Source organism: Pseudomonas azerbaijanorientalis (assembly GCF_019139795.1).
Taxonomy (GTDB): Bacteria; Pseudomonadota; Gammaproteobacteria; order Pseudomonadales; family Pseudomonadaceae; genus Aquipseudomonas; species Aquipseudomonas laurylsulfatiphila.
Window position 1 is genome coordinate 807,908 of sequence record NZ_CP077078.1, and the last position, 12,020, is coordinate 819,927.

The 12,020-nt window shown below is 59.0% G+C and carries 12 protein-coding genes and 1 pseudogene; 6 read left to right on the forward strand and 7 right to left on the reverse strand.

Going from position 1 to position 12,020, the window contains the following annotated elements; translation table 11 throughout:
• Positions 1-40: 40 nt before the first annotated feature.
• From KSS91_RS03530 to KSS91_RS03555, 6 genes and pseudogenes are all read right to left on the reverse strand, one after another.
• Positions 41-439, reverse strand: a complete 399-nt coding sequence (locus KSS91_RS03530) for a DUF2946 domain-containing protein (RefSeq protein WP_015093286.1) — start codon at positions 437-439, stop codon at positions 41-43.
• Between the two features lie 37 nt (positions 440-476).
• Positions 477-796, reverse strand: a pseudogene (locus KSS91_RS03535) (addiction module antidote protein).
• A 258-nt stretch (positions 797-1,054) separates the two neighbouring features.
• On the reverse strand, positions 1,055-1,783 hold the full coding sequence (locus KSS91_RS03540; protein ID WP_217837066.1) for a cobalt-precorrin-6A reductase: 729 nt from the start codon (positions 1,781-1,783) through the stop codon (positions 1,055-1,057).
• Entirely contained in the window at positions 1,780-2,877 is a 1,098-nt protein-coding gene (locus tag KSS91_RS03545) for a cobalt-precorrin-5B (C(1))-methyltransferase (protein WP_217837067.1), read from the reverse strand. Before KSS91_RS03545 ends, KSS91_RS03540 begins: the two co-directional genes overlap by 4 nt.
• Entirely contained in the window at positions 2,870-4,081 is a 1,212-nt protein-coding gene (cbiE, locus tag KSS91_RS03550; protein ID WP_217837068.1) for a precorrin-6y C5,15-methyltransferase (decarboxylating) subunit CbiE, read from the reverse strand. Before cbiE ends, KSS91_RS03545 begins: the two co-directional genes overlap by 8 nt.
• Before the next feature lie 158 nt (positions 4,082-4,239).
• A complete protein-coding gene (locus KSS91_RS03555) occupies positions 4,240-4,887 on the reverse strand; it encodes a hypothetical protein (protein WP_217837069.1) in 648 nt (215 codons plus the stop codon).
• Positions 4,888-5,188: 301 nt separating this feature from the next.
• On the opposite strand from KSS91_RS03555, the gene cobG reads away from it, so the two are divergent.
• The 6 genes from cobG (at position 5,189) to KSS91_RS03585 (ending at position 11,402) form a co-directional block, all read left to right on the forward strand.
• Positions 5,189-6,496 carry a precorrin-3B synthase gene (cobG, locus tag KSS91_RS03560; protein ID WP_437179747.1) on the forward strand — a complete coding sequence of 436 codons (1,308 nt, stop codon included), beginning with the start codon at positions 5,189-5,191 and terminating at the stop codon, positions 6,494-6,496.
• Entirely contained in the window at positions 6,489-7,115 is a 627-nt protein-coding gene (locus tag KSS91_RS03565) for a precorrin-8X methylmutase (protein ID WP_015093293.1), read from the forward strand. The genes cobG and KSS91_RS03565 overlap by 8 nt, the downstream gene beginning before the upstream one ends.
• Positions 7,115-7,846 (forward strand): precorrin-2 C(20)-methyltransferase, encoded by a 732-nt coding sequence (locus KSS91_RS03570; RefSeq protein WP_217838358.1) that lies wholly within the window; start codon positions 7,115-7,117, stop codon positions 7,844-7,846. The genes KSS91_RS03565 and KSS91_RS03570 overlap by 1 nt, the downstream gene beginning before the upstream one ends.
• A complete protein-coding gene (gene cobJ / locus KSS91_RS03575; protein WP_217837071.1) occupies positions 7,846-9,552 on the forward strand; it encodes a precorrin-3B C(17)-methyltransferase in 1,707 nt (568 codons plus the stop codon). The genes KSS91_RS03570 and cobJ overlap by 1 nt, the downstream gene beginning before the upstream one ends.
• 218 nt (positions 9,553-9,770) lie before the next feature.
• Positions 9,771-10,586 (forward strand): hypothetical protein, encoded by an 816-nt coding sequence (locus KSS91_RS03580; RefSeq protein ID WP_225923719.1) that lies wholly within the window; start codon positions 9,771-9,773, stop codon positions 10,584-10,586.
• 54 nt (positions 10,587-10,640) lie between these two features.
• Positions 10,641-11,402: a hypothetical protein gene (locus KSS91_RS03585; protein ID WP_217837072.1), complete on the forward strand. Its 762-nt coding sequence runs from the start codon at positions 10,641-10,643 to the stop codon at positions 11,400-11,402.
• On the opposite strand, the gene KSS91_RS03590 is transcribed toward KSS91_RS03585, so the two are convergent.
• Positions 11,371-11,967, reverse strand: coding sequence for a MarC family protein (locus KSS91_RS03590; protein WP_007971378.1), 597 nt, complete (start codon positions 11,965-11,967; stop codon positions 11,371-11,373). The two genes, KSS91_RS03585 and KSS91_RS03590, sit on opposite strands and share 32 nt — an antisense overlap.
• Positions 11,968-12,020: the final 53 nt, after the last annotated feature.

A 12,020-nucleotide genomic window follows, 5' to 3' on the forward strand; every position in this document is an offset into this window, starting at 1 on the left:
CTCCGGAACGATTTAAACGCAGGTCAATTGCGAGAAAAAATCACACCAGAGGTGAAGCGCGGGGGTTGAGGCTCGGCCATTGCTGGCGTGGTGACGGGCTGTCGAGCGAGGTGGCAGGCAAGCTTCGGTTGGATTCGAAGTGCGCGAAATACAGCTGTGGCGAATGCCCCGGCAACGCCACCAATGGCGCAGAACCCGAGCAGCACCAGCAATGCTGCATATTGGAATGATCGTCGTTCTGCGGGGCTTTCTGTTCAAGGTCGCCGATGGAAATCGCCACCATCCTGGTGCCGCTGGCGCTGCAGAAGCTGCCCCACAACAACTGTTCGGCAGGTGACTTCGACGTTTGCGCCATCGCTCCGGACATCGGCATGGCGAGCAAATTGAACAGCACTGCGAAGCAGGCTATCCAGGCAATTGCGAGCCGTTGTCGGGACATGGGACAAAATCCGTTTGGGTGGGCGATCAGGCGCGGGCTATTTAGCCTGATCAGGGCCGATAAGTAAAAACGCGGTGTGCGGTTTGGTGTCGCAGTGCGCTGCGTTCATTGATTTCATCATAGCTGCGAATTCCAGAATGCCAGCACCGCTTAAACATTGTTCAGAATCTCACGAGCTGTACCGGTGTCACGGTCAAGTTGTGTTGCGCCTCGTGCACGGGTTATGTCGTTGAGTGCTGCGCGTATCAGGAGGCCATCGCCCACATCTTCTTCAAAGCAGGCATTAAGATATGCGGCCATTTCATCCGACGATTTGAGAAACTGCACGGCATCGAAACGGGTGAACTGTTCAGTCATTTCGGTTCTCGGACACATTGCTTACATGAAACGAAAGCGTAACTTGATTGCTGAGCCGGTCAGTCAGTAGTTCCTTAAAGATTTGTACGTAAAGTCTGAGTGATTAGTAGGTTCCAACCTTTGCGTCGCCACTGATGGCGCCTTCGCGGGCAAGCCCGCTCCCACAGGGTTTCTTTGTATAGCCCTGGACTTGTGTTCGGTGAGGTCCACTGTGGGAGCGGGCTTGCCCGCGAAGGCGTCCTGACGCGTTCGCAAAAATCAGGTTAAAAACTGCTCTGTCATCGCTCGCAACAGGTCTACGACCGAATCGAACTCCCGTTCCACGCTTGGCAATTCGGCGCGCTTTAAAACAATCACCGGCACCCCACGCTCACGCGCCACTTCCAGCTTCGGCTCGGTCGCTGCGCTGCCGCTGTTCTTGCTGATCAATACGTCGATCTGTCGGCGTTCGAACAAGGCTCGTTCATCCTCAATCAGGAAGGGGCCTCGTGCGCCGATCACTTCGCAGCGCTCGTTACCCGGATAGACCTCCAGCGCGCGCAGAGTCCAGAATTGCTCCGCAGGAATTTCATCCAGGTGTTGCAGGGGCTCGCGGCCGAGGGTGAACAGCGGTCGGCGGAAGGGTTTCAGGGCTTCGATCAGTTCGGCCCAATCGGCAACTTCCCGCCAGTCATCACCCACCCGGGCTTGCCAGGCCGGACGTCGCAGCGCCCAGCAGGGAACGCCGCTCAAGTGCGCGGCGGTCGCAGCGTTCTGGCTGATTTGGGCGGCGTAGGGGTGAGTGGCGTCGACCAGCAGTTCGATACCTTCATCGCGAATGAATTGCGCCAGACCCTCGGCACCGCCGTAACCGCCAATGCGGATCTGACATTGCAGGTCCGTGGGCACCCGACCGATACCGGCCAGGCTATAGATGTGTTGCGGCCCCAGCGTGCGGGCAATGGCCAGGGCTTCGGTCACACCGCCGAGCAACAGGATGCGCTTCATTGAAACGCGCCTGCATGGCCGACAATCCCGCCCTGGCGATCGATGGCAAAGACTTCCACCTGAACCTGTGCCGGCACCACGCTGCGGGCAAAATCCAGGGCGTGCTGGCAGACTGCGTCGCCCAGGGCAACCCCGGCTGCGGCGGCCATGGCCAGTGCCTGCTGGCTGGTGTTGGCCTCGCGGATGCTTTGCTGCAATGCCGTATCGGCACCGACCTGTGCGGCCCATTGCGCCAGTTGCGGCAGGTCGATGCTCGAATGACGACTGTGCAAATCCATATGCCCGGCTGCCAGTTTGCTGATCTTGCCGAAACCACCGCACAGGCTGAGCTTGTCCACGGGCACTTTGCGCAGGTGCTTGAGTACGGCACCGACGAAGTCGCCCATTTCGATCAGGGCAATTTCCGGCAGGTTGTAGACCTGGCGCATGGTGTCTTCGCTGGCGTTGCCGGTACAGGCGGCGATGTGCAGGTATCCGTTGGTTTTCGCCACGTCGATGCCCTGATGGATCGAGGCGATGTAGGCCGCGCATGAAAACGGTCGGACGATGCCGCTGGTGCCGAGGATCGACAGTCCGCCAAGAATGCCCAGGCGCGGGTTCATGGTTTTCAGTGCCAGTGCCTCGCCATTCTCGACATTGACCGTAACGTCGAAACCGCCGGCATAACCGAGCTCGTCGGCCAGTCGAGCCAGGTGATCGCCGATCATCTTGCGTGGCACCGGGTTGATCGCCGGTTCGCCGACCCCCAGCACCAGCCCGGGCCGGGTCACGGTGCCGACGCCGCGGCCGGCATGGAAGCGAATCCCCGGCTCGGCGCTCAGACGCACCTGCGAGTACAGCAGGGCGCCATGGGTCACGTCGGGATCGTCGCCGGCGTCCTTGAGGGTTCCCGCTTCGGCGCCGTCCTCGGTAAGACGGCAGAACTCCAGGCGCATCTGCACGTGCTTGCCTTTGGGCAGCATGATTTCCACCGCATCGGCCGTTACACCGGCCAACAGCAAGCGTGCGGCAGCGAGGCTGGTAGCGGTTGCGCAACTGCCGGTGGTCAGGCCACTGCGCAGCGGGGCGGGTTGTTCGGCGGTTTCGTCACGCATCGAAAGGCTTCGTCACGTCCAGCAAGGTAATCGGCAGGGCCTGGCGCCAGGTGTCAAAGTCGCCCAGCGGTTGTGCTTGCGCGATATGAATTCGTGTCAGTTCTCCGCCGTGTTGCTCGCGCCAGGTCATCAAGGTCATTTCACTTTGCAGGGTGACCGCGTTGGCAATCAGCCGGCCACCGGGTTTGAGTTCGGCCCAGCACGTATCCAGCACGCCTTCACGGGTGACACCGCCACCGATGAAAATCGCGTCCGGTCGTTCCAGGCCGGCCAAGGCCTGTGGCGCATTGCCGCGAACCAGTTGCAGACCGGGAACGCCGAGGGCATCGCGGTTGTGCTCGATCAACGCCTGGCGGCCGTCATCCGCCTCGATGGCCAGTGCACGACAACCGGGGTGGGTGCGCATCCATTCGATACCGATCGAGCCACTGCCGGCACCGACATCCCACAACAGTTCGCCGGGGACCGGGGCCAGACGTGCGAGGGTGATGGCGCGCACATCGCGCTTGGTCAATTGGCCGTCGTGCCTGAAGGCGGAGTCCGGCAGTCCGGCCAGTCGGGACAGGCGAGGTGTATTCGGTTCAGCGACACATTCGATGGCGACCAGGTTCAGGTCGGCGATCAGCGGAGCGTTCCAGTCGCTGGCGATACCGTCGATACGCCGCTCGTTTTCACCGCCAAGGTGTTCCAGGATGGTGAGGCGGCTGGGGCCGAAGCCTCGTTCGCGCAACAGTGCAGCGATGGCCGCGGGGCTGCGGCCGTCGTTGCTCAATACCAGCAAGCGCACGCCGCTGGACAGGTGGGCGTTGAGTGCGGCGAGCGGCCGGGCCACCACCGAGAGGGTGACCACGTCCTGCAAGGGCCAACCCATTCGCGCTGCTGCCAGTGAGCAGGAGGAGGGCGCTGGAAGCGTCAGCACTTCGCTGGCAGGGAGTTGTCGGGCAAGGCTGGCGCCGACGCCATAGAACATTGGATCGCCACTGGCCAGGACGCAGACGGGCTCGCCACGTCTGGCCAGGATCGGTTCAAGGGAAAAAGGACTTGGCCACAGTTGCCGTTCGCCACGGATGCAGGCTGGCAGCAGATCCAGTTGTCGTTGACCGCCAATGATCCGCGAAGCCTTCAGCAGAGCATGTCGGGCATTTTTTCCAAGCCCCTTGAAGCCTTCCTCTCCGATGCCTACTACTGTCAGCCAGGGGGTCATGCTGTTCCTCATCTATCAATCGAAGCCAAATCACGGAGCCGGTCCGTGCCGGGCTGGCGGTTGCGCATCATACCGCGGCGCGGCATTCGCCTGTTGTCATCGGGTGAAGGCGTGCTTTTGACCGTGATGACACCGTTCAAGTGTCAGGATATTCAATCTTATGATGGTTTGCGCAGTTCGAATCTCTTCATGGTGATCTCGCGAAGCTTTTTTTCAATCAGCGGTTTTATACTTTCGAGTTTGTATCTGTCCAGTTTAAGACTGGCCCGTCTCTGGGTGATTTGTGCATCCTGATCTTCCCAGTTCCAGAACAAAAAACCATTTTTTCTTGTGGTTACTAGCAATTCAAGATTAAAAACGGCTATTTCAAGGACCCCCCTTGAATCGTAGCGTGCAGGTATTACCTGAAAACCTTCTCCCATAAGACTCTCTTTATCCAGTGAAAGCAGCGCCGATTTGTCGGGCTTCAGCGCGTCGAGCGTGTCTATCATGGCATTGCCTTGTCGGGAGTCCCGCATGCCTTCAGCGCTTTGCACCAGAAAGTGCGCAACGCTTTGTGAAATGACGCTACGGGTGCGGGTGAAAATCGCGTCTTCAAAGACAGACCAACCCAGGAAATCCAGCGTATTTACATACTCATGAAGCCACTTTGACGAATCAGTGAAGCGACTACAAAGCATGTCAGCGGATTTTGTGGCTATTTGCGTGCAATCGGTAAGGTCTTTGTGATCTTGCGGTGAAAGTTCGTCTATGCATGAAGTAAGGCTGTGTCCGGTCAATGCTCCAGACAGGCTGTTTTTGCTCATGGGTTGCTCCTGATAGTTAGCTGTTTGATATGTTTGCTATTATTGTTTGCGAATTAAAAGTACAGGAGTCGATATAGGGTTGAAATAAGAGCGGGTTGTGAAGTTGATTTTTGTTGTCAGTATTTTTTGCGGCGTTTATGCCTGACATGAGCCAGTACGACTCGTGCGCCAGAACAAATATCCTGACGCCGGAGCCGGGCGCTTTTCGTCGTCCATCTGCCTGGACTTTTCATCCCGCCTGACAAAGCAGGCATAATGCTGCCCTTCGCCTCGTACCGGTCATCCAGTGAATCCTCGTCAGATATCCAACCCTTTACGCCCTTCGGCCTGTCCCGGGTTGCTGCGTATCGTCCAGGCGTTGGACGGCGGCATTTGCCGAATCAAACTCAGCAGTGGTTCCATCCGCGCACAGCAGGCCTTCGCGGTGGCCGATGCGGCCGAGCGATATGCCGGTGGCGTGATCGAGGCGACCAATCGCGGCAACTTGCAGATTCGTGGCATCGGCAACGAACAGGCCGCTTTGATCGACTGCCTGCTTGCCGCAGGATTGGGCCCGAGCCATGCGGCGGGTGACGATGTTCGCAATCTGATGCTCAGCCCTGCCGCCGGGTTCGATCGGCAGATGCTGTTCGATACCCGAGCACTTGCCGATCGGATTTTGGCCACGGTGCAACAGCAAGAACGCTTTCACGATCTCAGTGCCAAGTTCGCCATGCAACTCGATGGCGGCGAGGCTCTGGCGATGCTTGAGCATCCCCACGACCTGTGGCTCGCGGCCTTCGAGCGAAACGGTGTGCGACGGCTGGCGTTTGGGTTGGCCGGATGCCCGACGGACAAACCGGCCGGTTCGGTCGCGCTCGACGATGGCCATGCCCTGGTAGTCGCGGTGCTTGAGTTGTTCCTTGAACGGGCGCGCCCCGAGCAGACGCGGATGCGTCATTTGCTGGCCGAGTACTCGATCGAGCACGTTCTGCTTCGGCTGGCTGAGTGTGTATCGATGCAAGCGGTTGTCGATTGGCAGCGGGTTTCGGCTGGCAGCGATTTGCACATCGGCGCCCATCCCCAGGCCGACTCCGGCGTTGTCTATGTGGGGGCTGTCCCGCCACTGGGACGGCTCGATCCGACGATGCTGCGGGGCGTGGCGCAAGTGGCGTGCGAACTCGGTGATTCGAGTCTGCGCTTCACACCCTGGCAAAGTCTGCTGGTGCCCAATGTTCGCGCGGAAAATGCCGCTGAGGTCATTCGGCGACTGCAGTGTCTGGGTCTGCAGTGCGAAGCCGATCAGCCATTGTCCCGGCTGATCGCCTGCACCGGCTCAAACGGTTGCGCCAAAGGCCTGGCCGAGACCAAGGGCGATGCCCTGCAATTGGCCGCGCTGTTGCGCCGCCACGGACCGGCGCTGAACATACACCTGAGCGGTTGCCCGCGTTCCTGCGCCGCCGCGCATATCGCGCCCGTCACGTTGCTGGCCGTCGCCCCCGGTCACTACGATCTATATTTTCGCGACGCCGCGCAGCCGGGTTTCGGCGCGCTGCACGCACACAACCTTACTATTGAAGCGGTCGCGGCCTTGCTCGACGCTCGCTCACGGAGCCCCCTTGATGCTTGATTACATCCGCGACGGTCAGGAGATCTATCGCAACTCCTTCGCGATCATTCGCGCCGAGGCCAACCTCGACCGAATTCCTGCCGATCTGGAGAAACTCGCGGTCCGTGTGATTCACGCCTGCGGCATGGTCGAGGCCATCGACGGTTTGCAGTTTTCCGAAGGGGCGGGCAAGGCCGGGCGTGATGCGCTGGCGGCCGGCGCGCCGATTTTGTGCGATGCGCGAATGGTCTCCGAAGGCGTGACCCGCGCGCGGTTGCCAGCGAACAATCCGGTGATCTGCACCTTGCGCGACGAAAGCGTTCCGCAGCTGGCCCGTGAATTGGGCAACACCCGCTCAGCCGCTGCGCTGGAACTGTGGCGGCCCCATCTGGAAGGTAGCGTGGTGGTCATCGGCAACGCCCCGACGGCATTGTTTTATTTGCTGGAAATGCTCGACGCCGGTGCGCCGAAACCGGCGCTGATCCTCGGGTTCCCTGTAGGTTTCGTCGGCGCCGCCGAATCCAAGGCAGCGCTGGCGGCTGACAGCCGTGGCGTGCCTTTTGTCATCATGCAGGGTCGCCTGGGCGGTAGCGCCATGGCTGCCGCCGCCGTCAATGCCCTCGCCACGGAGATCGAATGATGCAGCAACCTGGACGTTTGATCGGCCTTGGCGTCGGTCCCGGTGATCCGGAACTGATTACCGTCAAGGCGCTGCGGTTGCTGCGCGAGTCGCCTGTAGTGGCGTACTTCGTCGCCAAGGGCAAGAAGGGCAACGCCTTCGGTATCATCGAAGCACACCTGCAGGACGCACAGAATTTGTTGCCACTGGTGTACCCGGTGACCACAGAAGCCTTGCCGGCGCCTTTGTCCTACGAGCAAGTGATCAGCGACTTCTATGATGACGCTGCCGCAGAGCTGGCCGCGCATCTCGACGCAGGCCGCGATGTGGCGGTGATCTGCGAGGGCGATCCGTTCTTCTACGGCTCCTACATGTACCTGCACGACCGGCTCGCCCAGCGTTATCAGGCTGAGGTCGTGCCTGGCGTGTGCTCGATGCTCGGCGGAGCCTCGGTACTCGGTGCGCCGCTGGTGTATCGCAATCAGAGTCTGTCGGTGTTGTCCGGTGTGCTGCCGCACGACGAACTCAAGCGTCGCCTGGCCGATGCCGATGCGGCGGTGATCATGAAACTGGGACGCAACTTTCCCAAGGTCCGCCAGGTGCTCGAAGATCTCGGCCTGGCCGAGCGTGCGCTGTACGTCGAACGCGCAACCATGGCCAATCAGAAGATCGTGCCGCTGGATCAGGTCGAGCCGATGTCTTCGCCGTACTTCTCGTTGATCATCGTTCCCGGTGAAAGGTGGCAAGGCTGATGACCCGTCCAGTTCCGGCGATTGTCATTCTCGGCAATGGCAGCCTCGCGACCGCACAGAAAATTCAGCAGTTTTATCCGGGGGCGTTGATCCACGGCCTGACCGGGCGGGTTGAGGGCGCTGACCGCGTCTACCGTGAATTCGGTGCGACCCTGCGTGAGCTTTATCAACAGGACACGCCGATCATAGCCTTGTGCGCAGCCGGGATCGTGATCCGGACGCTGGCGCCATTGCTGCTGGAAAAAGGCGCCGAGCCGCCAGTGCTGGCCGTGGCCGAAGACGGCAGCGCGGTGGTGCCTCTGCTTGGTGGTCTTGGCGGCGTGAATGTGATGGCGCGCGAGATTGCCGCCGCACTGGAGGTCTCGGCGGCGATCACCACCAGCGGTGAACTGCGTTTCGGCACCTGCCTGCTCAATCCGCCCAGTGGGTATGTCTTGGGCGATCTGGAATTGGGCAAGCGTTTCGTGTCCGATTTGCTGGCGGGTGAAACGGTGCGCATCGAAGGTTCTGCACCGTGGTTGGCGCAAGCGCAATTGCCTGAGAATGAACACGCGCGACTGACCGTTCATGTCGGTCATGCCGAGCGAGCGCCTGCGGCCCACGAATTGCGGATCTATCCACGCAACGTGCTGGTTGCCGTGGCGGGTGAAGTGGCCGATGCATCGGCCGCCATTCGCCATGCTTTGCGTCAGGCCGGAATCGCAGTGCAATCGGTGGCTTGCCTGTTGGCAGCCGACAGTGAAATGGCCGGCTCCACGTTGCGCGAAGCGGCGCTCGAGCTGAGTGTGCCGTTGCGTTTTGTCAGCGCTGCAGGTGCGGCGAGTGAGCTGGTGCATCATGCCATCAGGCCTGTATCCATCGTCGGCGATGACGTGATTGCCATTGCAGTCGCCGAGCAGCCGTTGGAGCCATCGCAGATCGGCCGACCGCGCGGACGGCTGGCGGTGATTGGCCTCGGGCCAGGCGCTGCCGACTTGATGGTGCCGGCGGTGAAGGCAGAACTGGCTCGCGCCAACGATGTGCTCGGCTACGAAACCTACGTACGCATGGCCGGGCCATTCCGGGCTGACCAGGTGCTGCACTGCACGGATAACCGCGAAGAAATGCAGCGTGCCCGTCACGCCTTCGAACTGGCGGCTCAAGGGCGTTCGGTGGTGGTGGTGTCGTCCGGTGATCCGGGGGTCTTTGCCATGGCCGCGGCTGTGCTGGAGGCGCTTCACGAGTCCAGCGATGCCGCCTGGCACAACGTCGATCTCGAAATCCTGCCAGGTGTCTCAGCCTCGCTGGCGACGGCCGCCCAGGCCGGTGCGCCGTTGGGTCATGACTTTTGTGTGCTGTCGCTGTCAGACAACCTCAAGCCCTGGTCGATCATTGAGAAACGTCTGGACCTGGCCGCGCAAGCCGATCTTGCGCTGGCTTTCTACAATCCGATCTCTCGTTCACGCCCTTGGCAACTGGGCCGGGCGCTGGAGATTGTCAGCCAACACCGTGAGCCGGGAACTCCCGTCGTATTGGGGCGGGATATTGGCCGTCCGGGTCAGACGTTACGGGTGACCACGCTGGGTCAACTGGGTGTCGATCAGGTAGACATGCGGACAATGGTACTCATCGGGTCTTCGACAACTCGTGTGTTCCCTCGCCTGGACGGTAGTACCTGGGTGTACACGCCACGCAGTTATGGCGACAAGCTTGCCCCCATTCAATAGTTACTATTCCGGACTGCTGAATAACTCCAGGCCATTATTAATTAGTAATGGCCTGGTGGGTGGTGTCTGTTTGTTTTTTATTGAATGCGTGTCTCGCTAGTTTGTAATGTTGATATACACATGTTGTATTTGGTTGCGGTTGATGGTTGGAGTGAACTGCGTTAGTTTTAAGGCGCTTCTGGATGGAGCGCTTGTTAGTAAATAAAGGAGTATTACTTGTGGATGATTTTAAAAGTTCTGTAAGTTTTTCGAAAAGTGCTGATTTTGTAAGGGCATGCATTAAGATGCGTAAAAGTGCCATGGCCAAGCGGCCGCGCACAATGTCGTTGATGTCGTCGGTCGCTTCGAGTCCTACCAAGGAATTAGACGCACTGGTGTTGGGCAATAGTCTGATTGGCTACGGTGACAAGATCAGCATCGAGAACATGGCGATCATTGAAAACCTGATAACCATGTCGAAGATGGAAGCTAATTACGAAGTGCCGGGGAATAAGGATCCCAAGGCTTGGTATCACGCCTTTACCAAGTGCCTGGAAGAGTTGGGGTGTTTCGTTCCAGATAAAGGTTACTCAAAGTACAGTGCCACTTCGCTGAAGATCACGATGGATAATGTCATGGTCGATATTATCCAGGCTGCCGTCGAGGCTGCAAAGGCCGCAATTCCTGGCGCAACTGTGCTCAGTGCAATCACCAACTCCACGCTGGATGCATTGAAGAAAGAGCCTGATGCACTAAATCTGTTCAACCTTGAAGCGAAGAATACGGAAGGCGTACGCCTGAGCACTATTCCCTGCGAGCAAATGGCCAACGGAATTATCCTGATCGCGGTAGGCGCGGTTGATCATCAGGGTGGTAGTGATGATGGCGGTGCGCTGTTTGTCGACTGGAAGACTTCTTCCCTGGAAATCTTTCACGGAAAGTCGTTTGTAACGTTCAACCCTGCCCGTTATGCGGAAATCAAGTCGGACATCGAAGAGTACCTCGGCGAACACCGAAAAGATGTGTTGGTCAGGCGGTTCAGCCGGCGCAAGTGAAGGAACGAGGCCAGAGGCTTTAGGTCTTTGGCCTTCCTGAATCAAGGAAAGCGAATGACGTACTCCGTAGTAATAAATTCAGGCAGCGTTTTGCTGATGTCGAAGGCGTTGTCGCCTGCGGCCCTGCAGGACAGCCTTGACACTGTCTTGTTTGCGCAACTCACCGCCGAGGAAGATTTTCCGAATGGTCACGCCCACGTCAAATGGGCCGAAGTATTCGTGGATACGCTGGCCGCTTGTGGCTGGCAGTTCCATGACCAGGGGGCAACCTCAGGAATGTTCCCTCGATCAGGCGTCACGATTTTTTCCGTGTATGACGCTGTGCATGCAGCCTTTCAATCAAGGCTGTCCGCTCAGCAAGTCATTCTGATGGGAAGTGCTTTGCGCATGATTGCGCAACTGCCGGTACAGTCGCTGGGGGCTGGGGTTTTCCGTGAGCAATCGATATTGGAGAGTGGGACTCATTCAGTCGGTATCGAAGACAATCTCAAGCGTACTCATCGTGTGAGAGTGCTGGCAGGCGTAGTCGAGGCTGATGGTTTTTTAACATTGGCCACCGTGTTCTTTGAAACAGATCAGCCGATTGAAGGCCAGTTTATCGGGCAAGACTTCGCTTTGAATCGCGTAGAGGGAGGTGTGATGACTTCATTTCTTCACGCCCGATTTGCTGTCAACGAATACACGGCATTCCGAGAAGACACAGTGCGGTGGCTAGGGCCGCAACGGCAGGCACTGTGCATCAAGGTCGGCGAACATGCGGTGCAGCTTGCTCAGGGGGGGCGGGCTAAGGCACCAGATACCCCCTCACCCCGGTGAAGATAATCTGCGCCGCCAGTGCGCATACGAATAGCCCCATCAAACGGCTGACGATCTGTAATCCCTGATCACCGAGAATGCGCTCGATTCGACTGGACAAAAACAGCACCACGCCCACTGTAAAACTGGCCATGGCAATGCCGACTATGGCCGTGAGTTTGTCGTCCCAGTGCGGCTGACTCACGCCCATCACCAGTAACGCACCGATGGTGCCGGGGCCGACGGTCAGTGGAATGGTCAGCGGGACGATGGTCACATCCTGCTGCACGTTGTCGGTCTGTACCGCCGATTTGCCTTGTGCCATCCCGAGCGCCGAGATGAACAGGACGCTACCGGCACCGATGCGGAATGCGTCCACGGTAATGCCGAAAACACTGAAAATCACTCGGCCGAACAAGTACAGCAGCACACTGGAGACCAGTGTGGCGACCGCAACTTTCCAGGCCAGCCGTCGCTGTTCCTTGCGCGAATAACCACGGGTCAGGCTGATGAAGCAGGACAACACGAAGAATGGGCTGTAGAGCACCAGCATCTTCAGGTAAACGCTGAACAACACATGGAGCATGGTGCCGGGCTCACTGGCGAGGGAAGTCGAGGGGGAGTCTATCAGGGGTTGCG

Excerpts from the sequence above, each read along its gene's own strand:
- KSS91_RS03590 (WP_007971378.1), bottom strand. The coding sequence starts at position 11,967 with ATGCTCCATGTGTTGTTCAGCGTTTACCTGAAGATGCTGGTGCTCTAC.
- cobJ (WP_217837071.1), top strand. The coding sequence starts at position 7,846 with ATGACCCGTCCAGTTCCGGCGATTGTCATTCTCGGCAATGGCAGCCTC.
- KSS91_RS03585 (WP_217837072.1), top strand. The coding sequence starts at position 10,641 with ATGACGTACTCCGTAGTAATAAATTCAGGCAGCGTTTTGCTGATGTCG.
- KSS91_RS03545 (WP_217837067.1), bottom strand. The coding sequence starts at position 2,877 with ATGCGTGACGAAACCGCCGAACAACCCGCCCCGCTGCGCAGTGGCCTG.
- KSS91_RS03555 (WP_217837069.1), bottom strand. The coding sequence starts at position 4,887 with ATGAGCAAAAACAGCCTGTCTGGAGCATTGACCGGACACAGCCTTACT.
- KSS91_RS03570 (WP_217838358.1), top strand. The coding sequence starts at position 7,115 with ATGCAGCAACCTGGACGTTTGATCGGCCTTGGCGTCGGTCCCGGTGAT.
- KSS91_RS03530 (WP_015093286.1), bottom strand. The coding sequence starts at position 439 with ATGTCCCGACAACGGCTCGCAATTGCCTGGATAGCCTGCTTCGCAGTG.
- KSS91_RS03565 (WP_015093293.1), top strand. The coding sequence starts at position 6,489 with ATGCTTGATTACATCCGCGACGGTCAGGAGATCTATCGCAACTCCTTC.
- KSS91_RS03540 (WP_217837066.1), bottom strand. The coding sequence starts at position 1,783 with ATGAAGCGCATCCTGTTGCTCGGCGGTGTGACCGAAGCCCTGGCCATT.
- cbiE (WP_217837068.1), bottom strand. The coding sequence starts at position 4,081 with ATGACCCCCTGGCTGACAGTAGTAGGCATCGGAGAGGAAGGCTTCAAG.